Genomic DNA, 25452 nt, shown 5'->3' with positions numbered 1-25452 from the left:
TCGCCACCAGCAGGCGGTCAATAAAGTCTTCTTCTTTAATACGCGCTGCAGACTTGCCTTTACCGCCACGACGCTGTGCTTCGTAGTCGGTCAGCGGCTGATACTTCACATAGCCCTGGTGAGACAGGGTGACCACCACGTCTTCGCGGTTGATCAGATCTTCAATGTTGATATCAGAGCTGTTCGCGGTGATTTCGGTGCGGCGCGCATCGCCGAACTGATCGCGGACCAGCTCCAGCTCTTCACGGATCACTTCCATCAGACGCTCTGCGCTGCCCAGGATATGCAGCAGTTCAGCAATCTGTTCCAGCAGCTCTTTGTATTCGTCGAGCAGTTTTTCGTGCTCAAGGCCGGTCAGTTTCTGCAGACGCAGATCCAGAATCGCCTGGGCCTGCTGTTCAGTCAGGTAATACTGACCGTCACGCACGCCGAATTCAGGTTCCAGCCACTCTGGACGCGCTGCGTCATCGCCCGCACGTTCCAGCATCGCGGCAACGTTACCCAGATCCCACGGACGGGAAACCAGGGCTGCTTTCGCTTCCGCCGGGGTTGGCGCACGACGGATCAGTTCGATGATCGGGTCGATGTTGGCAAGCGCAACCGCCAGCGCTTCAAGGATGTGCGCACGGTCGCGCGCTTTGCGCAGTTCGAAGATGGTACGACGGGTCACCACTTCACGGCGGTGACGCACGAACGCGCTCAGGATCTCTTTCAGGTTCATGATCTTCGGCTGACCATGGTGCAGCGCAACCATGTTGATACCGAAGGAGACCTGAAGCTGAGTCTGGGAGTACAGGTTGTTCAGCACAACCTCACCCACCGCGTCGCGTTTGATCTCAATCACGATGCGCATACCGTCTTTGTCAGACTCGTCACGCAGCGCGCTGATGCCTTCAACGCGTTTTTCTTTTACCAGCTCGGCGATTTTTTCAATCAGACGCGCTTTGTTCACCTGATACGGGATCTCGTGAACAATGATGGTTTCACGGCCGGTTTTAGCGTCCGCTTCCACTTCGGCGCGGGCACGGATGTAAATCTTGCCGCGGCCGGTGCGGTACGCTTCTTCAATACCGCGACGACCATTGATGATCGCCGCCGTTGGGAAGTCCGGGCCCGGGATATGTTCCATCAGCCCTTCAATGCTGATGTCTTCATCGTCGATATAGGCCAGGCAGCCGTTGATCACCTCGGTGATATTGTGCGGCGGAATGTTGGTTGCCATACCGACCGCGATACCGGACGAACCGTTAACCAGCAGGTTCGGGATCTTGGTTGGCATCACATCTGGGATGCGCTCGGTGCCGTCGTAGTTATCGACGAAATCAACGGTCTCTTTTTCCAGGTCGGCCATCAGCTCGTGAGCGATTTTCGACATACGGATTTCCGTATAACGCATCGCCGCAGCGGAGTCGCCGTCGACTGAACCAAAGTTACCCTGACCATCTACCAGCATGTAGCGCAATGAGAATGGCTGCGCCATACGAACGATGGTGTCATAAACGGCGGTATCACCATGCGGGTGATATTTACCGATGACGTCACCGACGACGCGGGCAGATTTTTTATAGGCTTTATTCCAGTCATTGCCCAATACGTTCATGGCGTATAGTACGCGACGGTGTACCGGCTTAAGGCCATCGCGGACGTCCGGCAGCGCACGGCCAACAATGACCGACATCGCATAGTCCAGATAGGAGCTCTTCAGCTCTTCCTCGATGTTAACCGGTGTAATTTCTCTCGCAAGGTCGCTCATCTAACCGCTATCCCTCTACTGTATCCCGGATTCAAAGGTCGCAAATTATAACACAGCCGAGGTGATTGAGGTAAACCTATACGCTTTATTCACGGGGATTGCCTGATATACTCCTTTGTCTTGCTAAATAAGGAGTAAAAGCGCCCATGAATGCCGAAAAATCCCCGGTGGCTCACAACGTTGACCACGAAGAGATTGCCAAATTTGAAGCGGTGGCGTCCCGCTGGTGGGATCTCGAAGGTGAGTTCAAACCGCTGCATCGCATTAACCCGCTGCGTCTGGGCTATATCGCGGAGCGTTCCGGCGGTCTGTTCGGTAAGAAAGTGCTCGACGTCGGCTGCGGCGGCGGCATCCTGGCTGAGAGCATGGCGCGCGAAGGGGCGAATGTTACGGGCCTGGATATGGGCTTTGAACCCCTCCAGGTTGCCCGCCTTCACGCGCTGGAGTCCGGCATACAGGTGGAATACGTGCAGGAAACCGTGGAAGAGCACGCGGCAAAACACGCCCATCAGTACGATGTGGTGACCTGCATGGAGATGCTGGAGCACGTTCCCGATCCGCAGTCGGTGGTGCACGCCTGTGCAAAACTGGTGAAGCCGGGCGGCCAGGTCTTCTTCTCAACCATCAACCGTAACGGTAAAGCGTGGCTGATGGCCGTCGTTGGCGCGGAGTATGTACTGCGCATGGTGCCGAAAGGGACGCACGACGTGAAGAAATTCATCAAGCCTGCGGAGCTGTTAAGCTGGGTTGACCAGACGTGGCTCAAAGAGCAGCACATCACCGGCCTGCACTACAATCCGCTGACCGATAAATTCAAACTCGCACCGGGCGTTGATGTTAACTATATGTTGCACACAACCGCTAAAAACGACTAACGTCATTCGTTATTCTTATAAAGATTGCGCGACATCATGTTGCGCAATTCTGACCTCCCGTTGAAGAAATCAGCACTCGATCAAATTTTGAATTTTTTTTCTTAATTATTGACATGTCTTCCAGGCCTTACGGTACGAGGACTTAGCCTTTTTTACCCTTTCACAACCTCAATTTAACGTCAAAATCAACCCTTGTGCTGAAAAGATTCGATACTAGAATACTCACCATATAGCGTTTTTCTTATCGCAAACCCCCTATATGTAGTATTTATCCACAGAGTTAGTCACAAGGCGGATCTGTGGATAAACGGGGGATATTTTTTATTTCACGGACAGGTAAAACCCACATGAATCAGAGTCTGCTGGTGACAAAGCGCGACGGTACTACCGAGCGTATCAATCTGGACAAAATCCATCGAGTTCTCGACTGGGCAGCAGAAGGACTGAACAACGTATCTATCTCCCAGGTTGAACTGCGCTCTCACATTCAGTTCTACGACGGTATCAAAACGTCTGATATCCACGAAACAATCATTAAAGCAGCGGCAGACCTCATCTCCCGCGAAGCACCGGATTATCAGTACCTCGCTGCACGTCTGGCTATTTTCCACCTGCGTAAAAAAGCCTACGGCCAGTTTGAGCCGCCGAAGCTTTACGATCACGTAGTGAAAATGGTTGAGCTGGGCAAATACGACACGCATCTGCTGGAAGACTATACGGAAGAAGAGTTCGAGCAGATGAACGGGTTTATCGATCACTGGCGTGACATGAACTTCTCCTACGCGGCGGTGAAGCAGCTCGAAGGCAAATACCTGGTTCAGAACCGTGTAACCGGTGAGATCTACGAAAGCGCCCAGTTCCTCTACATTCTGGTGGCCGCCTGCCTGTTCTCTAACTACCCGCGTGACACCCGTCTGGAATACGTGAAGCGTTTCTACGATGCGGTATCCACGTTCAAGATTTCACTGCCGACGCCAATCATGTCTGGCGTGCGTACCCCAACCCGTCAGTTCAGCTCCTGCGTACTGATCGAGTGTGGTGACAGCCTGGATTCCATCAACGCCACCTCCAGCGCCATCGTGAAATACGTCTCCCAGCGTGCCGGTATCGGCATCAACGCCGGTCGCATCCGTGCGCTGGGCAGCCCGATTCGCGGCGGTGAAGCGTTCCACACCGGCTGTATTCCGTTCTATAAACACTTCCAGACGGCAGTAAAATCCTGCTCTCAGGGCGGCGTGCGCGGCGGTGCTGCGACCCTGTTCTACCCGATGTGGCACCTGGAAGTGGAAAGCCTGCTGGTTCTGAAAAACAACCGCGGCGTGGAAGGCAACCGCGTGCGTCACATGGACTACGGCGTGCAGATCAACAAGCTGATGTACACCCGTCTGCTGAAAGGCGAAGACATTACGCTGTTCAGCCCGTCCGACGTTCCGGGCCTGTATGACGCGTTCTTTGCCGATCAGGACGAGTTCGAGCGTCTGTACACCAAATACGAAAAAGACGACAGCATTCGCAAGCAGCGCGTGAAAGCGGTAGACCTCTTCTCCCTGATGATGCAGGAACGTGCCTCTACCGGCCGTATTTACATCCAGAACGTGGACCACTGCAACACCCACAGCCCGTTTGACCCGATGGTTGCGCCAGTGCGCCAGTCTAACCTGTGCCTGGAGATCGCCCTGCCGACCAAACCGCTGGAAGACGTGAACGACGAAAACGGCGAAATCGCGCTGTGTACGCTGTCCGCGTTCAACCTGGGCGCGATTAAGAGCCTGGACGAGCTGGAAGAGCTGGCCGTGCTGGCGGTTCGCGCGCTCGACGCCCTGCTGGACTACCAGGATTACCCGATCCCGGCCGCTAAACGCGGTGCAATGGGCCGCCGTACCCTGGGTATCGGCGTGATCAACTTCGCCTACTGGCTGGCGAAAAACGGCAAGCGTTACTCCGACGGCAGCGCTAACAACCTGACGCACCAGACGTTCGAAGCGATTCAGTACTACCTGATGAAAGCCTCTAACGAGCTGGCGAAAGAGCAAGGCGCGTGCCCGTGGTTCAACGAAACCACCTACGCGAAAGGCATTCTGCCAATCGACACCTACAAGAAAGACCTGGATGCGATTGTCAGCGAGCCGCTGCATCTCGACTGGGAAGGCCTGCGCGAGTCCATCAAGACCCACGGCTTGCGTAACTCTACGCTCTCTGCCCTGATGCCGTCCGAGACCTCTTCGCAGATCTCTAACGCCACCAACGGTATTGAACCGCCGCGCGGCCACGTCAGCATTAAAGCGTCGAAAGACGGCGTGCTGCGTCAGGTGGTACCGGACTACGAAACGCTGGGCAACAACTACGAGCTGCTGTGGGAAATGCCAAACAACGACGGCTACCTGCAGCTGGTGGGTATCATGCAGAAGTTTATCGACCAGTCGATCTCTGCCAATACCAACTATGACCCGACGCGCTTCCCGTCCGGCAAGGTACCGATGCAGCAATTGCTGAAAGACCTACTCACCGCCTACAAATTTGGCGTGAAAACCCTGTACTATCACAACACCCGTGACGGTGCGGAAGACGCTCAGGACGACCTGGTACCGTCAATTCAGGACGATGGCTGCGAAAGCGGCGCATGTAAGATCTAATGAAGGGCGGGGATATCCCCGCCTTTATTTCGTAAGACAGGACACACTCATGGCATATACCACCTTTTCACAGACGAAAAACGACCAGCTCAAAGAGCCGATGTTCTTCGGCCAGCCGGTCAACGTGGCACGCTACGATCAGCAAAAATATGACATCTTCGAAAAGCTGATTGAAAAGCAACTCTCCTTCTTCTGGCGCCCGGAAGAAGTGGACGTCTCCCGCGACCGTATTGACTACCAGTCGCTGCCGGATCACGAAAAACATATCTTCATCAGCAACCTGAAGTACCAGACGCTGCTGGACTCCATTCAGGGTCGTAGCCCGAACGTGGCGCTGCTGCCGCTGATCTCCATTCCTGAGCTGGAAACCTGGGTGGAAACCTGGGCGTTTTCCGAGACGATCCACTCCCGCTCTTACACCCACATCATCCGCAACATCGTGAACGATCCGGCGGTGGTGTTTGACGATATCGTTACCAACGAGCAGATCCAGAAGCGCGCGGAAGGCATTGCCCACTACTACGACGAGCTGATCGAGATGACCAGCTACTGGCATCTGCTGGGTGAAGGTACGCACAACGTGAACGGTAAAACCATCACCGTGAACCTGCGCGCGCTGAAAAAACAGCTTTACCTGTGCCTGATGAGCGTCAACGCGCTGGAAGCGATCCGCTTCTACGTGAGCTTCGCCTGCTCCTTCGCCTTTGCCGAGCGCAAGCTGATGGAAGGCAATGCCAAAATCATCCGTCTGATCGCCCGCGATGAAGCCCTGCACCTGACAGGTACCCAGCACATGCTGAACCTGCTGCGCAGCGGTACGGACGATCCGGAGATGGCGGAAATCGCCGAAGAGTGCAAGCAGGAGTGCTACGACCTGTTCGTGCTGGCGGCCCAGCAGGAGAAAGAGTGGGCAGACTACCTGTTCCGCGACGGTTCCATGATCGGCCTGAACAAAGACATCCTGTGCCAGTACGTTGAGTACATCACCAACATCCGCATGCAGGCCGTCGGTCTTGACCTGCCATTCCAGACGCGCTCTAACCCGATTCCGTGGATCAACACCTGGCTGGTATCCGATAACGTGCAGGTTGCGCCGCAGGAAGTGGAAGTCAGCTCTTATCTGGTCGGTCAGATTGATTCTGAAGTCAACACCGACGACCTGAGCGACTTCCAGCTCTGATGTCACGCGTCACGTTAAGTCTTTCCGGCACTGAGGTGCTGTGTCGGGAGGAGCACCCTTCTCTGCTGGTGGCGCTTGAGGCGCATCAGGTAGAAGTAGAGTACCAGTGTCGTTCCGGCTACTGCGGCTCCTGCCGCTGCCGCCTGGTCGCCGGCCAGGTGGACTGGCTGACCGAGCCGCTGGCCTTTATCAACGAAGGGGAAATTTTGCCCTGCTGCTGCCGGGCAAAAGGCGATATAGAGATCGAGATGTGATGTTGTCCTTATCCCCTCTCCCGGTGGGAGAGGGTTAAGGTGAGGGCATCAGGCCGCAGAGCCTGATTGTCGGGTGGCGGCTTCGCCTTACCCGACCTGCCAAACCTACTTCCGGTGAATGAATTCGACCGCTTTATCCGGGAAATCCGTAAACAGTCCGTCCACGCCCGCCTGGTTATACAACACCTCATAAAGCTGATTCACGTCCGTGGCATATGGCGGCAGCTGGTCTGCACGCACGGTATACGGATGCACCTGCATCCTGCTGGTGTGCGCCTCTTTCACCATCGCCGTCAGCTTCACGTGGCCCGGCGCTGAGCCTTCCGCCACCAGCATGTGGTAATCCGGCCCGATGCCGTCGGCGTACTGCGCAATCTGCTTCATCGCGCCCGGCTTAAACATCCAGTCGTAGCTGTAGTTCACCCACTTGCCGTCCGGCTGCTTCTCCTGGGTTTCATTCCAGTCGGTATAGGCAATAAGCTGCACCAGATTGAGGTTCATCCCCATCTTCGGCTCCAGCTCGGTTTTGATGCGCTTCAGCTCGGCGGCGTCAAAACACTGCAGGTAGACTTTGTCCTGCTTGCTGGTGTAGCCGTACTGTTTCAGCACCTCCAGCGTCTTCGCGGCAATGTCTTTCCCTTCCTGATGGTGGAACCACGGCGCTTTGATCTCCGGGTAGATGCCGATATTTTTACCGGTTGAGTGGTTCAGCCCCTGAACAAACTCAATCTCTTCCTGGAAGGTATGGATCCGGAAGTCAGATTTGCTCATCGGGAAACGTCCCGGATAGACCTGCACCTTCTTGCCGTTTTCGATCTCGAAGCCTTCGGTAAACTTCAGGGAACGGATCTCCGCCAGCGTGAAGTCGATGGCGTAGTAGCGGCCATCTTTTCGCGCGCGGTCCGGGAAACGCTCCGCCACGTCCGTCACGCGGTCCAGGTAGTGGTCATGCAGGACGACCAGCTGGTCGTCCTTGGTCATCACCAGATCCTGCTCCAGATAATCCGCGCCCTGGGCATAGGCCATCGCTTTAGCCGGGAGCGTATGCTCCGGCAGATAGCCACTGGCGCCGCGGTGGGCGATAACGATTTTATCCGCCGCCAGCGCGGAGCCCGTCATCAGGCCCGCCAGCAGCAGGCCGGTTGTTACGTAAGATAATTTCATCGCAATGCTCCTTATTGACGACGCGCCAGCACTTCCGCGTGGTGACGTTTCTCACCGATCATGACCACAGTGAGCAGCAGTACCGCCAGCACGCTGCCGCCGATCATCACCATAAAGCCGCCGTCCCAGCCGAAGAAGTCAACGGTGTAGCCAACGATGGCGCTCGCCGCGACCGAACCGCCCAGATAGCCGAACAGACCGGTAAAGCCTGCCGCCGTGCCTGCCGCTTTTTTCGGCGCCAGCTCCAGCGCGTGCAGGCCAATCAGCATTACCGGACCATAAATCAGGAAGCCGATAACGATCATGCAGGCCATGTCTACTGATGGGTTGCCCGGCGGGTTGAGCCAGTAAACAACGGTCGCGATGGTGACCAGGGTCATAAAGAACACGCCCGTCGCGCCGCGGTTGCCTTTAAACACCTTGTCCGACATCCAGCCGCAAAGCAGCGTGCCCGGGATCCCGGCATATTCATACAGGAAATAGGCCCAGGACGATTTATCCAGCGCGAAGTGCTTCACCTCTTTCAGGTACGTCGGGGACCAGTCCAGAATGCCGTAGCGCAGCAGGTAAACGAACACGTTCGCCACCGCGATGTACCACAGCAGCTTGTTCGGCAGGACGTACTTCATGAAGATCTGTTTTGCGGTCAGCTCTTCTTCGTGCTCCTTGCTGTAATCATCCGGATAGTCGTTTTTATACTCTTCAATCGGCGGCAGGCCGCAGGACTGCGGCGTATCGCGCATCAGCGCAAAGGCGAAAATCGCCACGACGATGGCGCCAAAGGCAGGCATATAGAGCGCAGCATGCCAGTCGTTGAACCAGGCCATCCCCAGCAGGAACAGCAGCGGCGGAATACCGCCACCTACGTTATGCGCGCAGTTCCACACCGACACGATGCCGCCGCGTTCCTTCTGCGACCACCAGTGCACCATGGTACGTCCGCACGGCGGCCACCCCATCCCCTGGAACCAGCCGCAGAGGAACAGCAGCACGAACATAATCGCAATACTGGACGTCGCCCACGGCACAAAGCCCATGAACAGCATGACCGCGGCCGCCAGGATCAGGCCGGCGGGCAGGAACACGCGCGGATTCGAGCGATCCGACACGGAACCCATGATGAATTTGGAAAAACCGTAGGCGATTGAGATCCCCGACAGCGCGAACCCCAGATCGCCGCGGGAGAAGCCCTGCTCCACCAGATACGGCATGGCGAGCGCGAAGTTTTTACGTACAAGGTAGTACGCCGCGTACCCGAAGAAAATCCCCAGGAAAATTTGCCAGCGCAGACGGCGGTATAGCGGATCAATTTCTGCCTCTGGCAGACGCGCCCTGTGCGGCGCAGGTTTGAAGATACTGAGCATAACAGCCTCCGTGGCCTTGAATTGAATGGGCAGGTGGCTCGCACCTGAATTCCAGAGGCGGGGATGTTAAGAAATCACGGTGATTGTTACTGTGAATCAACGCACAGAATGTTACAGAAATATGACAGAATGCGCAAAAAAGCGCATGAAATCACGTTTCACTTTCGAATTTCGCGCGTTTATGTTCGAAATCAAACAAACCACACAATTGATATGGCTAAATGATAAAAAAACGAACATAGAGGGTAAACAATGACCATTCACGATCCTCGTTACAGCGATGTGATAATCATTGGCGGTGGCGCAACCGGCGCCGGGATCGCACGCGACTGCGCCCTTCGCGGCTTAAGCGTCACGCTGCTGGAGCGCCACGATATCGCCACGGGCGCAACCGGGCGTAACCACGGCCTGCTGCACAGCGGCGCGCGGTATGCGGTTACCGACGGTGAATCCGCGCGCGAATGTATTGCTGAAAACCAGATCCTCAAGCGTATCGCCCGCCACTGCATTGAGCCAACCAACGGCCTCTTTATTACTCTTCCCGAAGATGATCTCGCCTTTCAGGACACCTTTATTACCGCCTGCACTGCGGCGGGCATTCAGGCTGAGGTAATGGACCCGGCGCTGGCGCGGCGGCTGGAACCGTCGGTTAACCCGGCGCTTATCGGCGCGGTAAAAGTGCCTGACGGCACCGTTGACCCCTTTCGCCTGACGGCCGCCAATATGCTGGACGCCCGCGAGCATGGCGCGCGCATCCTGACCGGGCACGAAGTGACCGGGCTTATCCGTGAAGGTCATCGTATCTGCGGCGTGCGGATCCTTGATACGCAGTATAACGAACACAGCGAGCTGTATGCCGCCGTAGTGGTCAACGCGGCGGGGATCTGGGGGCAGCGCATCGCGGAATACGCTGACTTGTCAGTGAGGATGTTCCCGGCGAAAGGCTCGCTGCTGATCCTCGACCACCGCATTAATAATCACGTGATTAACCGCTGCCGCAAGCCGTCCGACGCCGATATCCTGGTCCCGGGCGACACCATTTCGTTAATCGGTACCACCTCAACCCACGTGGACTACAGCGAGATTGATTACAACCGCGTCACCGCTGAAGAGGTGGATATCCTGCTGCGGGAAGGGGAAAAACTGGCCCCTGTGATGGCGCAGACGCGTATTCTGCGCGCCTACGCGGGCGTGCGTCCGCTGGTTGCCAGCGACAACGACCCGAGCGGACGTAACGTCAGCCGGGGAATCGTGCTGCTCGATCACGCCGAGCGCGACGGCATGGACGGGTTTATCACCATCACCGGCGGCAAGCTGATGACCTACCGCCTGATGGCCGAGTGGGCGACCGATGCCGTCTGCCGCAAGCTGGGGAATACCGAAACATGCGTGACGGCAGACCAGCCGCTGCCCGGCTCGCGGCAGTCCACCGAAAAAACGCTGCAAAAAATTATCTCCCTGCCCGCGCCGCTGCGCGGATCCGCGATTTACCGCCACGGCGACAGAACGCCGCAGTGGCTCGGTGAAGGACGCCTGAGCCGCAGCCTGGTATGCGAGTGCGAAGCCGTCACCGCCGGTGAGGTGCAGTACGCGGTGGAGAACCTGACGGTCACAAGCCTGCTCGATCTTCGTCGCCGCACCCGCGTGGGAATGGGGACCTGCCAGGGCGAGCTGTGCGCCTGTCGTGCCGCCGGGTTATTACAGCGTTTTCACACCACCTCCGCCACCCAGTCGCTCGATCAGCTCAGCGCGTTTTTAAACGAGCGCTGGAAAGGCATTCAGCCTGTCGCCTGGGGAGATGCGCTGCGCGAAAGCGAATTTACCCGCTGGGTCTACCAGGGGCTTTGCGGTCTTGAGAAGGAGCAACGCGATGAAATTTGATACCGTAATCGTCGGCGGCGGGCTGGCAGGCCTGCTCTGCGGCATCAAGCTCTCGAAGCAGGGTCTTCGCTGCGCCATTATCACCCGGGGCCAGAGCGCCCTGCACTTCTCGTCGGGCTCTCTGGATCTGGTGGACGAAGCGTACCGTGACAAGCTGCCGCCGGAGCACCCGTATCACCTGATTGGCGCCCAGCATATTGACCGCTTTGCGCTGGAAACCGAAGCGCTGCTGGCGGACTGCGGCGCGCGTCTGAAGGGAAGCGCCCGGTTCAATCACCAGCGCGTCACCCCGCTCGGCACCCTGCGCTCTGCCTGGCTCAGCCCGGAAGAAGTGCCCGTTGCTCCCTTCAATGCCGCACGCGTGCGGGTCGTGGGCATTAGCGGCTTTCTGGATTTTCAGCCCCATCTCGCGGCCGCGTCGCTCTGTCGCCAGGGCGTCAATGCCGAAACGGCAGAGATAGAGCTGCCTGAACTGGATGTCCTGCGCGACAACCCGAGCGAGTTTCGCGCGGTGAATATCGCCCGTTTTCTGGATAACGAGGACAAATGGCCGCTGCTGTATGAGGCGCTCAGCCCGCTTGCGGCAGGATGCGATGCGCTATTGATGCCCGCGTGCTTTGGCCTGAACGACAACCGGCTCTGGCGCTGGCTCTCGGATCGTCTGCCCTGCTCGCTCGGCCTGCTGCCAACCCTGCCCCCTTCCGTACCCGGCATTCGCCTGCATACCCAGCTCCAGCGCCAGTTTGTCGCGCAGGGCGGCGTGTGGATGGCGGGTGATGAGGTGAAAAAAATCACCCTGACCGACTGCGCGGTGAGCGAAGTCTGGACGCGCAACCACGACGATATTCCGCTTCGCGCGCGCTTTACGGTGCTGGCAAGCGGCAGCTTCTTCAGCAACGGGCTGCTGAGCAGCCGGGAGGGCATCCGGGAAGCCATTATGGGGCTCGATGTTCGCCAGCGAGCCTCCCGTGCGGACTGGTATCAAAGTGATTTCTTCTCGCCGCAGCCCTGGCAGCAGTTCGGCGTGATTGTCGATAGCCAGCTGCATCCGCAACTTTCCGGTAAGCCCGTCAGTAATCTCTTTGCCATCGGCTCGCTGCTGGGCGGGTACGATCCCATTGCCCAGGGATGCGGTGGCGGAGTCTGCGCCGTCACGGCGCTGTATGTGGCAGAGCAGATTAGCCAGCGCACGGAGGCTGAACAATGAACGACACTCGTTTTGAAAGCTGCATTAAATGCACGCTGTGTACCACCGTCTGCCCGGTGAGTGGCGTGAACCCACGCTATCCCGGCCCAAAACAGGCCGGGCCGGACGGCGAGCGTCTGCGCCTGAAGGACGGCAAGCTATACGACGAGGCGCTGAAATACTGCATCAACTGCAAACGCTGCGAAGTCGCCTGCCCGTCGGATGTGAAAATCGGCGATATCATCCAGCGAGCCCGGGCGCGCTACAGCACGCAAAAGCCGACGCTGCGTGACGCTATTCTGAGCCACACCGATCTGATGGGCAGCGTCTCGACGCCGTTTGCCCCGCTGGTGAATGCCGCGACCTCTCTCAAACCGGTGCGCCAGCTGCTGGATGCCACGCTGAAGATAGCTCATCACCGCAGCCTGCCGAAATATTCTCACGGCACCTTCCGCCGCTGGTATAAATCCGTCGCGGCGGAACAGGCGAAGTATGCCGACCAGGTGGCCTTCTTCCACGGCTGCTATGTGAATTACAACCATCCGCAGCTGGGTAAAGATCTGCTGAAGGTGCTGAACGCCATGGGAACAGGCGTTCAGTTACTGAACAAAGAGAAGTGCTGCGGCGTACCGCTGATCGCCAACGGGTTTACCGATAAAGCGCGCAGGCAGGCTCAGAGCAATGTCAGGTCACTGCGCGAAGCGATTGTCGATAAAGGTATTCCGGTGCTGGCGACCTCGTCCACCTGTACCTTCACCCTGCGCGACGAGTACCCGCATCTGCTGGACGTGGATAACACCGGCCTGCGCGAGCACATCGAGCTAGCGACACGCTTCCTGTGGCGTAAGCTCGATAGCGGGCAGACGTTGCCGCTGGGGACATTACCGCTGAAAGTGGTCTATCACACGCCGTGTCACATGGAAAAAATGGGCTGGTCGCTCTATACGCTTGAGCTACTGCGGCTTATTCCAGGCCTGGAGCTGACGGTGCTGGACTCGCGCTGCTGCGGGATTGCAGGAACCTACGGCTTTAAGCGTGAAAACTACGAAACGTCGCAGGCGATTGGCGCCCCGCTGTTCCGTCAGATTGAAGAGAGCGGCGCGGATATCGTGGTAACGGACTGCGAAACCTGCAAGTGGCAGATTGAGATGTCCACCAGCAAGCGCTGCGAACATCCGATCACCCTGCTGGCGAAGGCGCTGGGCTAAACAGTGCCGGGGCGAAAGGCCCCGGCACAGGTTTTACTCAATGAACAGCGACTCGACAACGTTAATCCAGCCGTGCTCGCTGGCAACCTCTTTGCCATTCAGCCAGCGGCGCAGCATGTTCAGCGCCATCATAGCGCAAACCTCCTGACGCACCGCCAGGCTGTGGCGGGTGATACTCATTTTTACCCGCAGGGCCCAGGTGCCTTCCGGCGTCGCCAGCGCGAAGTTAAGGCATTCCTCGTCCAGCCCCCCGACGAACAGCGCCAGACCGGCAAAATGCTTCACCCTTCTCTCGGAAGCCCAGCGGGCGGTCTGCGCCAGGGTCTCCTGCTGGAACGGCACCACTTCACTGGCCAGCAGCGGCGCGTTTACGCGCGACAGCTGCAGGGCCAGCAGGCCACCGGTGAACTGCTCGCTTAAGGTCACGCTCAGCTGACGCGACTGCAGATGCGTCGCAATCTGCGCGGGCAGCCCTTCCGTCCCTTCAAAGATCAGGCTTTCGCCCGCCACGCGCTGCACCTCGGGCCACAGGGCCAGCATCGCCTCTTTCTGCTCGGCCGGGCCTGTCAGCTTGAGTTCAATGATCGGCATGGAGGAGCGGTAGCCCATGGAGACGCCCGGCGGCAGCGGGAGAGGGTCAAGGCTCTGGGCCAGATCGCTTTCCGAGCGGCCAAAGGTGGTCAGACGCAGGCACAGCGGCGGTTCAGGCAGGGTAAAACGATCGCGAAGGCGCGGCAGGATCTGCTGCTCGACCATCACTTTAAATTCTGAGGGCACGCCCGGCGTGAAGAACATCAGGCAGCGGTTCAGCTGCATGGCAAACCCGCACGCGGTACCCACCGGGTTATCGACCAGCTCGGCGCTGGCGGGAATTTCAGCCTGTTTGCGGTTGCTGGAGGCCATGACGCGGCCGCGTTCGGAGAAAAAGCGCTCCATCTGCGAAAGCCACGCCTCGTGCAGCACCAGCCCTTCGCCTTTTGCGGTCGCGGCGGCCAGCGCGCTGAGATCGTCACCGGTGGGGCCGAGTCCGCCATTCACAATCAGCACGTCGCAGTGTTCGCTGCGCTCGCGCAGAATAGCGACCAGCGACTCAAGATTGTCGCCCACCGTATTGCGGCGCGTTAACGGTAATCCTTGCTCAAAGAAAAGATCGGCAAGCCAGGCAGCATTGGTATCAATAATTTGTCCATGCAGCACTTCGTCGCCGGTGGATAACATCTCCACGTTAATCATTATGTTCTCCCGCTTATTTGGTCAAAACACTATAGCGCAAACGCGGGGTCGAGAAGAGAGAAACTGGCGCGACAGAACGCCGCGCCAGTGTGATTAGAAGCCTGCGCTGACGCCCACGTACGGGCCGTCGGCCAACGCGTTGTCGCGGTTGCCGTCTTTGCCGGCCAGGTTCAGATAGCGATAGCCCGCTTCGATGGTAATCGGACGCATGATGGTCCAGCGTGCGCCAGCGTTGGCCTCTTCATAGCTTTCGATACCGCTTGAGAGGGAATCTGGAGAGTAGTAGTACTCACCAAACAGGCCGAAGCTGTCGCCAATTTTCCACTGCAGGCCGCCGCCCACTGCCGCCGCGTACCCTTCGTCACCGTCATTTGGGTTGGTATAGATACCTTTACCGCCGACGGTGGCCAGGAACGGGCCAAGAGGAACGTTCAGACCCAGGCCGAGGCTCGCCGCGTCGCCGTCGTCATCGTTATGCGTCCAGCCGCCGGTCATCGCCAGACCGGAAGTCTCGGTACCCATGCCAAAGCCCAGGTGGGTATAATCCTGACCCGCCGAGCCGTTAATGCTGATGGCGTTAGCCGCCGCAGATACAACCATCAGGCCGAAGCCCACTAATGCCGCTTTTTTCATTGTCGTGATCCCACACAATTATTATAAACAAGTCCCAAAACCGCGAGATTTTAACCGGAGTCTTCCGGGGATCAAGCACTCTGCGTGCGGCAGGTCAGTAGATTGTAATTATTTGAAACGGCTATTATCCCTTCAGCGAGGCGTTCACCCACTGCTGCAACGCGCGGCGCGAGACTTTAATGCCGCCATTTTTGAGTTCGGTCGGCAACAGCAGCCAGCGGACGGGTTGCTCAAAACGCGCCACCTTATCCCTGACCCAGTCAGGTAAACAGCTGATATCCGTTCCCGGCTCGCACTCCACCACCGCCACCGGACGCTGTCCAAACTCGGCGTCGTCCAGCGGGACGATAAACACCTGGTTAATCTGCGGATGGCGGGCGATAACGCGCTCAAGGCTCTCCGGCTGGATCCCTTCTCCGCCGCTAAAAAAGAGGTTGTCCATGCGGCCGAGGATCGTCAGGCGGCCGTCATGCCATTCACCGCGATCGCGGGTGGCGAACCATCCCTGCGCGTTGGTCAGCGGAACCAATTCGCCGTCCCGCCAGTAGCCTGAGGCCATACTCTCTGCCCGGATCCAGACCTCACCGTTAACTACCTGCACCTCTCTGCCCGGCAGCGCATAGCCTACGTCCGGCTCGCCGTCCGCCGCTTTTGCGCAGACGGTAGAGGCAAACTCGGTCAGGCCGTAGCCGCAGAAGGTGCGAATTCCCTGCTCGCGCGCCTGCTGCGTCAACTCCACAGGGATGGCGGCACCGCCCAGCAGCACCGCTTTCAGTGTGACAGGCTGACGGGTATTAAGCAGACGCCAGAGCTGGGTCGGCACCAGCGAGGCGTGGGTACAGTCGCGCAAAGCCTGCGCCAGCGGATGTTTCTCGCGCACGGTTAACCGCGCGCCGGCCTGCAGCCAGCGCCATAAAATCCCCTGGCCGGAAACGTGAAACAGCGGCAGCGAAAGCAGCCAGTCGTCGTCTTCGCCGTAGGGCATCAGCGCCAGCACTCCGCGCGCGCTGGCGAGATGGGCGGCGCAGGTATGCACCGCCGCTTTCGGCAGCCCGGTGGAGCCGGAGGTCAGCGTCATCGACGCCATCCGCGACGGCTGCCACGCAACGCGATATTCCCCCGCGCGCTCGCGCATGCTCAGGGCAGGAAGACCGTCGCAGATACCGTCCAGCACCAGCGCAAAGCGCAGCGTCATCTGCGGGAGCAACACGTCCAGCAGCGGGCGAGGCAGCTGCGGATTAACGGGAAGAATACGCGCCCCGCACTGGAGCAGGGCGAGCCACGCCAGCAGGGTTTGGGGGTGATTATGGGCCAGCAGCAGCACGCCGTTGCCCTCCTCCACGCCCTGCAGGTGAAACTCTGCCGCAAGGCGGTCGATGCGGGCGCACAGCTGTTGCCAGCTGAGCACCTCATCGTTCAGCCTCAGGGCCGGTTTATCAGCAAACTGCGCGCGCCAGTGCCGCCACGGCCAGTCGGTAAAACTCATAACAACGGCTCCAGCGCCGTGACGTCGAGGCACAGCAGCGCGCTGTCCGGCCACGTGCGGATAAGCTGGGCCTGCATCAGGTTCAGCGTGTCGAGGCCGGGGATCGTATCCGGCGTTAGCCAGGCGGCAATGCGCGCCAGCTGTGTCAGCCCAAGGCTGGACTCAATCGACGAGCTGATGACCGCCGTCAGCCCCGAAGCGTGCGCCGCCGCGACCTGCTCGCGCACCTTCGCCAGGCTGCCGGTCAGCGTCGGTTTAATCACCACCGCGCTGACGCCGGGCTCGGCGATAAATTCAAAATCGTCCTCACGCAGGCTTTCGTCCCAGGCGATGGCAATCCCCGTTTCGCGGGCAAACGCGCGCGAATCGTCGCGGGTTTTGCACGGCTCTTCGAGGAAGGCAATGCGGTTGCGGTACGCCGGGTTGACGTACTTAGCAAACTGCTGCGCCTTGAGCGGCGTCCAGGCGCGGTTAGCGTCCAGACGCAAATGGAGGTCGGGGATCGCCTCCAGCAGCAGGTTAGCGACCATGCCATCGCGCACCGCTTCGTAGAGACCGACTTTAATTTTCGCCACTTTATCGCCCGGCATGGCGGAGAGCAGCGCGAACAGCTCGTCAGGATCGCCCGTACAGAGCGGTGCCGCGCGGTAGTTAGCCTCTTCAGGCAGGCTGCCGTCCAGCTCCGCCAGCGCGCAGCTGATGCCAAAAGCCGCGGAAGGCACGTCCGGCAACGCCGGATCCGCGCCCTCACGCCACGCGTCCGCCCACGCCAGCAATGCTGACTGCGCGTCATCCAGCGACTCCAGGCTAAAACCCGGCAGAGGTGAAATTTCGCCCCAGCCTTCCCGCTCGTCCTGCTGCAGATGCACGACGAAACCGTCACGGGTTTTTAACCGCCGTTCACGCAGCACCACGCCCGCGTCCATCGGTATCTGCCAGCGGTAAACCTGCGCGCGACGCATTACGGATTCCGTTTGTATTTGCTGAAGTCCGGCTGGCGTTTTTCGTTAAACGCGTTGCGCCCTTCCTGACCCTCTTCGGTCATGTAGAACAGCATGGTGGCGTTGCCCGCCAGCTCCTGCAGACCCGCCTGACCGTCGCAGTCGGCGTTGAGAGCGGCCTTCAGGCAGCGCAGCGCCATCGGGCTGTTTTGCAGCATTTCGCGGCACCAGCGAACGGTCTCTTTTTCGAGATCGGCAATCGGCACCACGGTATTCACCAGGCCCATATCCAGCGCTTCCTGAGCGTTGTACTGACGGCACAGGAACCAGATTTCGCGGGCTTTTTTCTGCCCGACGATGCGTGCCATGTACGAGGCGCCCCAGCCGCCGTCGAAGGATCCCACTTTCGGACCGGTCTGGCCAAAAATGGCGTTCTCAGCGGCAATGGTCAGATCGCACATCATGTGCAGCACGTGACCGCCGCCGATGGAGTAGCCCGCCACCATCGCCACCACCGGTTTTGGACAGGTGCGGATCTGGCGCTGGAAATCGAGGACGTTCAGGTGGTGGGTACCCGCATCGTCCTGGTATCCGCCGTAGTCGCCGCGCACTTTCTGATCGCCGCCGGAGCAGAACGCTTTATCGCCTTCGCCGGTCAGGACAATCACGCCGATGTTGTCGTCGTAGCGCGCATCCGCCAGGGCCTGAATCATCTCTTTCACGGTCAGCGGACGGAAGGCGTTACGTACCTGCGGGCGGTTGATGGTGATTTTGGCAATGCCGTCGGTGGATTTGTGGTAGCGAATGTCGGTGTAGCCTTCGGAGCAGTCCTGCCATTCAACCGGGGCGTAAAGCATGTTTTCATCAGGGTAGATCATAGAGTGTCCTTTATTCGATAACGCAGTATCTGAGCCAGACTCGCGATAACCGCATCGGGGTTTTCCCGGTGGGCGTTGTGTCCGGCATTGGGAATTGCATGGCGAACGGCGTTCACTTCCGCGGCAAGGGCCGCGAACTTTTCATCCCGTTCGCCATAGAGATAGTCAAAAGAGAAATCGCGTGCGCTAAGCGCGGCACGCAAATCCGGCTGCACGGCCAGCGAGGTCGCCTCGAGCATCATCCCCAGCGTCGCGCCGTTGTTCTGGCTGCGCAGGGTAATCAGCGCCTCGCGCTGGGCGTCCGTGAGGGAGGCAAACACGGGCTGTTGGTACCAGTCAGCGAACACCTTCTCCAGCGGTTCGGAGCGAAAACGCGCTGCCCAGCGGCGGTCGGACGCCAGCCGCGCATTTCGCGCATCGGCATCCTGCAGGCCCGGATGTCCACCTTCAACAATCACCCCGAGCAGCCCCTTCGGCTGCTGGCAGGCATGAAACATCGCAATGCGGCCGCCGAGGGAGTACCCGATGAGCCAGAATTTAAGTATGTTGTAACTAAGAAGGGTTCGGGTGAGCGACGTGCTAATCTCGTCAAACCCCGTAACGCCCAGATTCCGGGATCCGCCGTGACCCGGCAGATCCAGATACAGCCGGGGATAATCGCTGAGCCCTTCACCGACCCTCTGCCATTCGCGGCAGTCGCCGGAAAAACCGTGCAAAAAGACCAGCCAGGGATAGCCCGGTTTGCCACCCTGCTGCACGCCCGAGAGGATCACAGCTGGCTCGCCTGCGCCAGCAGGCTTTGCAGGGCCTGCGCACCGTCAGCCTCGTTCACCACCAGCTCGATCAGCGTCGCGCCCGGCTGTTTCCAGGCGCTGCTTAATGCCGCGTCCAGCTGTTCCCAGCTTTCCGGGCGATGGTATTTCAGGCTAAACATCGCCGCGGCGTGTTCGAACTGCACGTTCTGCGGCATCAGATAGAAACGCTCGCGTTCGCTCTGAGGCGTTGGCAACAGGGAGAAAATCTGCCCGCCGTTGTTGTTGACCACAATCAGCACAAACGGGGCTGACGCCTGACGCAGCAGCGCCAGCGCGTTGAGATCGTAGAGCGCGGAGAGATCGCCCACGATCGCCAGCGTCGATTTCGCGCTGGCGCGCTGCACGCCCGCCGCCGTCGAGATCAGCCCGTCGATGCCGCTGGCACCGCGGTTGCTGTACACCGGGTAGCCCGCGGGCAGCTTCGAGAAAGCGTCAATCAGCCGCACGACCAGGCTGTTGCCGACAAACAGCTGCCCCTGTTCAGGCAGGCACTGGCGAATGCGGTGCGCCAGCCCGGCTTCGCTAAACGCTTCACAGTGCGCTTTGGTCAGTTCCCACGCCTGGCGCGAAAGGTCCGGTATAGCCACCGCCCACGACTTTCGTTTCTCAGCCGGATGAAGCGTCAGCCAGGCGTCGATGCTGCTGACCAGACGACGGCCGCGGTGGTGCGCCGGGTCAAGCCGTCCTTCCAGCGAATCCACCAGCCAGTACTCTTCCGGGGTGCAGGTGGCCTGCCACTGCAGTAACCGTTTGCCGGTCAAACTCGATCCAAGCTGGACCACAATCTGCGCCTGCGCAAGCTCGGTGACCGCTTTCGCGTTACCCAGCCAGAGATCGGCGCACGGCAGCGGCTGACCGGTCTGGGAAAGCACATCGCCAATCAGCGGCCAGCCGAGGGTTTGCGCCCATTCAGCGACCAGCTTGCCTTCGGCGGCGCTCATGCGCCCAGCGATAACCACGCCGCGCTTCTGCCGCCAGAAGAACCAGTCGCGCTGTTTCGCGCTCTCAAGATGCGTCTGCTCGCGCAGCCACGGTTTTTCACTCTGCCACCAGTCGCCGAGAGACTGCTGCCAGTCAAGACCCGTGTCGTCCAGCTCGCCGTACAGCGGCTCGGCAAACGGGCAGTTGATATGCAAAGCCCCGCTGCGCAACGTCTCCATGGCGTGATCGACGGTGGAGACCAGCCAGCTTGCCGGAATATCCTGGGTGGGACGCGGTAACGAAATCGTCTGCGAAGGATGCGAAGAAAAGAGCCCCGGCTGGCGAATGGCCTGATTGGCACCGCAGTCGATAAGCTCAGGGGGACGATCGGCCGTCAGTAAGATCAGTCTTTCACCCGTTAACCCGGCTTCAATCAGGGCCGGATAGAGGTTCGCCACGGCGGTACCGGAGGTGACGATCACCGCCACAGGTTCTTTGCTGACTTTCGCCAGACCCAGCGCCAGATGGCCGAGACCGCGTTCATCAAAGTGGGTGTGGTGAATCAACGCCCGGTTTTCAGCGGCCGCCAGCGTCAGCGGCGTTGAGCGAGAACCCGGTGCAATACACACGTGCCTGACGCCATGGCGCGTCAGGGCTTCAAGGATCACCGCCGCCCAGCGTCGGTTAAAAGAACTTACTGACATGAGATTGTCCGGTATCAAGAATGCGACACAGTATAAATAATAGAAAAAATTGGAATTTTGATATGAATCGGGATTGCGCGAATCTGTATTAATCCCTTAGGAGCAGAGAGCGCAATCCGGCTGCTTTGTTTTCAATCTCCTGCCACTCCTGCTCCGGGTCAGATCCGCTGACAATACCGGCGCCGGCGTAGAGCCGCAGGGAGTCCTCCTGAACGCGCGCGGAGCGCAGCGCCACGCAGAACTCACTCTGTTCGGGGGATAAATACCCGGCCGAACCGGCGTACCACTCGCGGTTAAAGGGTTCAACCTTCTGGATAAACTCGCGCGCGGGCTGTCGGGGTAATCCGGCAACGGCCGCGGTCGGCTGTAACATGAGCAGACACTGCACGTCGTCGGCCTGTTTCAGCTCGGTCCAGATACAGCGGCGCAAATGCTGCACCTTACGCAGGCGTACCACCTGGGGGGGCAGTACCTCAAGCGTCTGCGTAGAGTGCTGAAGACGCTGGCAGATATCTTCCACCACCAGCATATTTTCGCGCTGGTTTTTATCATCGTTCAGCAGCCACTCGCCGAGACGCTGCGCCTGGCTATCATCGGTATGGCTGGCGACGGTTCCCGCGAGCGCTTCCGTGCGCAGCAGCTTGCCTCGCCGCCGCCAGAGACGCTCGGGCGTAGAGCCAAGAAACGCGTTGCGGGCGTCGAATACCATGCAGAAATGATAGCAATGTAAATTGAGGGCGCGGCTGGCGGCCATTAGCGCGACAGGGTTAACGCGCTGTGTGAACTGCAGATCGGTTGCCCGGGCGAGCACAACCTTTTCAAAATCACCGCGCGCGATGGTCTCCGTCGCCCTGCGGATAAGCTTCAGCCATTCGGCCTGCTGCGGCTGATGGGTTTCGTGCTCAACCTGCACGGAGAGCGGACGGATAGATCTGGCAGAACGAAGCCGCTGTAAAAAATCCTGCGCGACGCGGGCATCCTCCACAAGCGAGCGGTCGCTCCACAGCTGAAGGCGCAGCGTGGCGTTGCCGGCGGTGCGTCGCCAGAGCAGTCGCGGTAAAAAGAGGCTACCCTGTTCGGGATTAAAGGCGTTCAGGCCGCAGATGCGGGTATCACTTGCCGCGTTTTGCGCGCGCAAAAACTGCGAGGCTAATGCCAGAGAGGAAAATTGGGTGACCGCCCCCAGCGCGGCCAGCTCTTCATCACCGTTACGCTGCTGCCAGTAAAACTGCGGATAACATTGCTGCTCGCCCAGCCATGCGAGGGGATCGAAGGCGTCGTTTAACGGGAAAGTGACGTCGAAATGACGTATGCCGGGTACTGCGGGTAACGCTTGCGATAGCTGGGTACGCAGTTGCTCCAGCGCGAGGAAAATCGAATTCACGCGAACCTCTCCCTGTTAAAACGTCATATTATACGGGGTACTGGCCATAAATAGCAGTACCCACGTATAGGGAGTGGTTAAGCGGCTTAACGACGGGCTAACAGCAGCCCCAGCACCAGCCCCACGGCAGCACCCACCCCAATACCCTGCCACGGTTTTTCATGCACGTAATCATCGGCGCGATACACCGCTTTTTTGGCACGGTAGTAGTAGGTATCAGACGCATGGCTGACGCGGTTTTTCACTTCATGTAGCGCCTGCTCGGCGCGGGCTTTTAGCTCAATATATTTCTGATCGGCAGGGTCGCCCGAGGAACGCAACACCTCTTCCAGCGTTTCGCTCAGCAAGGCCAGGTCGTCGTCGATACGGGTATCCCAAGATTGAAATGACATATTTTTCTCCATGTTAGTACACCAGTCCGCTAACTATAGCCAACGAGATGCCATTACGCCTGTTTCACTTCTCGCGCCATGCCGATATGCGGAATACCATCTTCGTCATATACATCCGTCACTGGCGCAAAGCCAAAGTGTCCGTAAAAGGATTGAAGATGCGCCTGCGCGCCCAGGTATAACGCCTTGTCCGGCCACTGTTTCCGGCACGCCTCCAGCGTTTTTTCCATCAGCTGATAGCCCAGCTTTTCACCGCGCGCCTTGCCGCTGATGATGACGCGGCCAATGACGACAGGCTCAAAATCGTCTTCGCTTTTCAGAATCCTCGCATATGCCACCAGCTCGTTATCCCGCCAGCCGAGGATATGGCGGTTCTCACCAACGAGGTCATCGCCGTCGATGTCCTGATACGGGCAGGTCTGTTCCACAACAAACACTTCACAGCGCAGCTTCAGCAGGGCGTAAAGTGAATCAACGGTGAGGTCGCTATGATGTAAATCTTGCCACTGGATCATGTCAGTCTCCTTCCTGGGGTTCATCACGTTATACTAAACCCCTCCCCGTTCGGCAAAGGGCTGATTGCGTTATGGAACTGATTTTTTTGGGTACGTCCGCTGGCGTGCCAACCCGCTCACGAAACGTTACGGCGATCCTGCTGGATCTTAAGCATCCCACCCGCGGCGGGCTGTGGCTGTTTGACTGCGGTGAAGGCACGCAGCATCAGCTGTTACACACCGCTTATCACCCCGGCAAGCTGGATAAAATTTTTATCACCCATCTGCATGGCGACCATCTGTTTGGCCTTCCCGGCCTGCTGTGCAGCCGCTCGATGGCCGGTAACGCCAACCCGCTGACGATTTACGGGCCTGCGGGTATTCGTGAATTTGTCGAAACTACGCTGCGCCTGAGCGGGTCATGGACAGATTATCCGCTGGAGGTCGTTGAGATTGCCGAAGGCCTGGTTTTTGATGACGGGGATTACCGGGTTACCGCTCAACCGCTCAATCATCCTGTGGAGTGCTATGGCTACCGCATTGATGCGCATGATAAACCCGGCGCGCTGGATGCCGCCGCGCTGATGGCCGATGGCGTAAAACCCGGGCCGCTGTTCCAGCGTCTGAAGCACGGAGAGACCGTCACGCTGGAGGACGGACGCGTCATTAACGGCCAGGATTATCTCGCAGCACCGCAGCCCGGCAAAAAACTGGCGATTTTTGGCGATACGGCCCCGTGCCCGGCGGCGCTCACGCTGTCTCAGGGCGTGGACGTGATGGTGCATGAAGCAACCCTTGAAACGGCGATGGAAGAGAAAGCCAACAGCCGGGGGCATAGCTCCACGCGTCAGGCGGCGCAGCTTGCCCGCGACGCGGGCGTCGGGCGGCTCATCGTCACCCACGTCAGCTCGCGCTACGACGCGCGGGGCTGCGAAAAGCTGCTGGCAGAGTGCCGTGCGCTGTTCCCGGAATGTGAGCTGGCCGAAGATTTCGCTCAGGTTAGCGTTTAGTCCTTCATTTTTCCCTCAGGATGCCGATAACGATTAAAAGGTCAGCATTTCTCTCGAGGGTAGAATGGATAATTTCCAGAAAGATATTGATGACAGGGCGAATCTGACCCTGTCGAACCGTTTTGAACTGTTGCTGTTCCGTCTTGGCACCTCTCTGAACGAAAATAAATCCGAGCTGTTTGGCATTAACGTCTTTAAGCTGCGTGAAATTGTGCCGATGCCGGAGTTCACGAAACCCGCCGGGATGAAATCGCCGCTGATGGGAATGGTGAATATTCGCGATCAGGTGATCCCGGTGATTGACCTGGCCGCCGTGGCGGGCTGTAAGCCTACCACCGGGCTGAACATCCTGCTGATCACCGAATATGCGCGCAGCGTGCAGGCGTTTGCCGTGGAATCGGTTGAGAACATCATGCGTCTGGACTGGAAGCAGGTGCATGCGGCGGAAACCGCCGTTAGCGGTCGCTACATCACCAGCATCGCGTGTCTTGACGAGAAGACCGATACCAACGATCTGGCGATGGTGCTGGACGTTGAGCAGATCCTGTATGACATCACCCCGGCCAATCACGATCTGCACGCCACGAATCTGAAGACCACCAAATTCCATATCAAGCCGGGCGCTGTCGCCATCGTTGCAGAAGATTCCAAGGTGGCGCGATCGATGCTGGAGAAAGGTCTGCAGGCGATGGAGATCCCCGCGCAGCTGCATATCACCGGCAAAGACGCGTGGGAGAAAATTGGCGTGCTGGCCGCACAGGCGCAGGCTGAAGGAGTTCCCATCACTGATAAGATCGCTCTGGTGCTGACCGACCTCGAAATGCCGGAGATGGACGGTTTTACGCTGACGCGCAAAATCAAAACCGACCCGGTATTGAAGGACATTCCGGTAGTGATCCACTCTTCCCTTTCCGGCAACGCCAACGAAGACCATATTCGCAAGGTAAAGGCCGACGGGTACGTCGCGAAGTTTGAGCTGAACGAGCTGTCGTCGGTGATTGAGGAAGTGCTGGACCGCTCGATGAAGAAGATTGACGGGCCGTTGATTAGCCGGAAGCAGCTG

22 protein-coding genes are annotated in these 25452 nt (G+C 58.8%); 9 read left to right on the top strand and 13 right to left on the bottom strand.

Annotated features, from left to right (window positions below):
- Positions 1-1753: DNA topoisomerase (ATP-hydrolyzing) subunit A (gene gyrA, locus DEO48_RS19950; RefSeq protein ID WP_109846098.1), on the bottom strand; the 1753-nt coding region annotated here is incomplete at its 3' end.
- Between the two features lie 146 nt (positions 1754-1899).
- On the opposite strand from gyrA, the gene ubiG reads away from it, so the two are divergent.
- From ubiG to yfaE, 4 genes are all read left to right on the top strand, one after another.
- On the top strand, positions 1900-2628 hold the full coding sequence (ubiG, locus tag DEO48_RS19945; protein WP_039263205.1) for a bifunctional 2-polyprenyl-6-hydroxyphenol methylase/3-demethylubiquinol 3-O-methyltransferase UbiG: 729 nt from the start codon (positions 1900-1902) through the stop codon (positions 2626-2628).
- Positions 2629-2975: 347 nt separating this feature from the next.
- Positions 2976-5261: a class 1a ribonucleoside-diphosphate reductase subunit alpha gene (gene nrdA, locus DEO48_RS19940; RefSeq protein WP_109846097.1), complete on the top strand. Its 2286-nt coding sequence runs from the start codon at positions 2976-2978 to the stop codon at positions 5259-5261.
- A gap of 49 nt (positions 5262-5310) precedes the next feature.
- A complete protein-coding gene (gene nrdB / locus DEO48_RS19935) occupies positions 5311-6441 on the top strand; it encodes a class Ia ribonucleoside-diphosphate reductase subunit beta (RefSeq protein ID WP_109846096.1) in 1131 nt (376 codons plus the stop codon).
- Positions 6441-6695 (top strand): class I ribonucleotide reductase maintenance protein YfaE, encoded by a 255-nt coding sequence (yfaE, locus tag DEO48_RS19930; RefSeq protein WP_008500234.1) that lies wholly within the window; start codon positions 6441-6443, stop codon positions 6693-6695. Before nrdB ends, yfaE begins: the two co-directional genes overlap by 1 nt.
- A 105-nt stretch (positions 6696-6800) precedes the next feature.
- On the opposite strand, the gene glpQ is transcribed toward yfaE, so the two are convergent.
- Positions 6801-7859, bottom strand: coding sequence for a glycerophosphodiester phosphodiesterase (gene glpQ, locus DEO48_RS19925; RefSeq protein WP_109846095.1), 1059 nt, complete (start codon positions 7857-7859; stop codon positions 6801-6803).
- Positions 7860-7870: 11 nt separating this feature from the next.
- On the bottom strand, positions 7871-9223 hold the full coding sequence (glpT, locus tag DEO48_RS19920; protein ID WP_109846094.1) for a glycerol-3-phosphate transporter: 1353 nt from the start codon (positions 9221-9223) through the stop codon (positions 7871-7873).
- Between the two features lie 252 nt (positions 9224-9475).
- On the opposite strand from glpT, the gene glpA reads away from it, so the two are divergent.
- The 3 genes from glpA to glpC are packed head-to-tail and all read left to right on the top strand — an operon-like array spanning position 9476 to position 13498.
- A complete protein-coding gene (glpA, locus tag DEO48_RS19915; protein WP_109846093.1) occupies positions 9476-11104 on the top strand; it encodes an anaerobic glycerol-3-phosphate dehydrogenase subunit A in 1629 nt (542 codons plus the stop codon).
- Positions 11094-12311, top strand: coding sequence for a glycerol-3-phosphate dehydrogenase subunit GlpB (gene glpB, locus DEO48_RS19910; RefSeq protein ID WP_109846092.1), 1218 nt, complete (start codon positions 11094-11096; stop codon positions 12309-12311). The genes glpA and glpB overlap by 11 nt, the downstream gene beginning before the upstream one ends.
- The gene (gene glpC, locus DEO48_RS19905; protein ID WP_109846091.1) at positions 12308-13498 is read left to right on the top strand and encodes an anaerobic glycerol-3-phosphate dehydrogenase subunit GlpC; all 1191 of its coding nucleotides are present in this window, start codon (positions 12308-12310) and stop codon (positions 13496-13498) included. The genes glpB and glpC overlap by 4 nt, the downstream gene beginning before the upstream one ends.
- 33 nt (positions 13499-13531) lie before the next feature.
- Here the strand turns inward: glpC and DEO48_RS19900 are convergent, their stop codons facing one another.
- The 10 genes from DEO48_RS19900 to DEO48_RS19855 form a co-directional block, all read right to left on the bottom strand.
- On the bottom strand, positions 13532-14731 hold the full coding sequence (locus DEO48_RS19900) for a nicotinamide mononucleotide deamidase-related protein YfaY (RefSeq protein WP_109846090.1): 1200 nt from the start codon (positions 14729-14731) through the stop codon (positions 13532-13534).
- A gap of 93 nt (positions 14732-14824) precedes the next feature.
- Positions 14825-15364, bottom strand: coding sequence for a YfaZ family outer membrane protein (locus DEO48_RS19895; RefSeq protein ID WP_109846089.1), 540 nt, complete (start codon positions 15362-15364; stop codon positions 14825-14827).
- Positions 15365-15488: 124 nt separating this feature from the next.
- Positions 15489-16850 carry an o-succinylbenzoate--CoA ligase gene (menE, locus tag DEO48_RS19890; protein WP_109846088.1) on the bottom strand — a complete coding sequence of 454 codons (1362 nt, stop codon included), beginning with the start codon at positions 16848-16850 and terminating at the stop codon, positions 15489-15491.
- A complete protein-coding gene (menC, locus tag DEO48_RS19885; RefSeq protein WP_109846087.1) occupies positions 16847-17812 on the bottom strand; it encodes an o-succinylbenzoate synthase in 966 nt (321 codons plus the stop codon). Before menC ends, menE begins: the two co-directional genes overlap by 4 nt.
- The gene (menB, locus tag DEO48_RS19880) at positions 17812-18669 is read right to left on the bottom strand and encodes a 1,4-dihydroxy-2-naphthoyl-CoA synthase (RefSeq protein WP_023312524.1); all 858 of its coding nucleotides are present in this window, start codon (positions 18667-18669) and stop codon (positions 17812-17814) included. The genes menC and menB overlap by 1 nt, the downstream gene beginning before the upstream one ends.
- Entirely contained in the window at positions 18666-19442 is a 777-nt protein-coding gene (menH, locus tag DEO48_RS19875) for a 2-succinyl-6-hydroxy-2,4-cyclohexadiene-1-carboxylate synthase (RefSeq protein WP_109846086.1), read from the bottom strand. Before menH ends, menB begins: the two co-directional genes overlap by 4 nt.
- Complete coding sequence (gene menD / locus DEO48_RS19870; protein WP_109846085.1) at positions 19439-21109, bottom strand: 2-succinyl-5-enolpyruvyl-6-hydroxy-3-cyclohexene-1-carboxylic-acid synthase; 1671 nt, start codon at positions 21107-21109, stop codon at positions 19439-19441. The genes menH and menD overlap by 4 nt, the downstream gene beginning before the upstream one ends.
- Positions 21110-21197: 88 nt before the next feature.
- On the bottom strand, positions 21198-22493 hold the full coding sequence (gene menF / locus DEO48_RS19865; protein WP_109846084.1) for an isochorismate synthase MenF: 1296 nt from the start codon (positions 22491-22493) through the stop codon (positions 21198-21200).
- 86 nt (positions 22494-22579) lie between these two features.
- The gene (gene elaB, locus DEO48_RS19860; RefSeq protein WP_008500219.1) at positions 22580-22885 is read right to left on the bottom strand and encodes a stress response protein ElaB; all 306 of its coding nucleotides are present in this window, start codon (positions 22883-22885) and stop codon (positions 22580-22582) included.
- A 53-nt stretch (positions 22886-22938) separates the two neighbouring features.
- Positions 22939-23400, bottom strand: a complete 462-nt coding sequence (locus DEO48_RS19855; protein WP_109846083.1) for a GNAT family N-acetyltransferase — start codon at positions 23398-23400, stop codon at positions 22939-22941.
- 71 nt (positions 23401-23471) lie between these two features.
- Between DEO48_RS19855 and rbn the strand changes: the two genes are divergently transcribed.
- Together rbn and DEO48_RS19845 are read left to right on the top strand one after the other, a co-directional pair.
- Complete coding sequence (gene rbn / locus DEO48_RS19850) at positions 23472-24389, top strand: ribonuclease BN (RefSeq protein ID WP_109846082.1); 918 nt, start codon at positions 23472-23474, stop codon at positions 24387-24389.
- 64 nt (positions 24390-24453) lie between these two features.
- Positions 24454-25452: chemotaxis protein (locus DEO48_RS19845; RefSeq protein WP_109846081.1), on the top strand; the 999-nt coding region annotated here is incomplete at its 3' end.

Origin of the sequence: Enterobacter sp. CGMCC 5087, from assembly GCF_003144775.1 — a bacterium.
GTDB lineage: Bacteria > Pseudomonadota > Gammaproteobacteria > Enterobacterales > Enterobacteriaceae > Enterobacter > Enterobacter cloacae_M.
The sequence above is the reverse complement of the archived record's forward strand: the minus strand, read 5'-3'. Positions and strand labels throughout refer to the sequence as shown.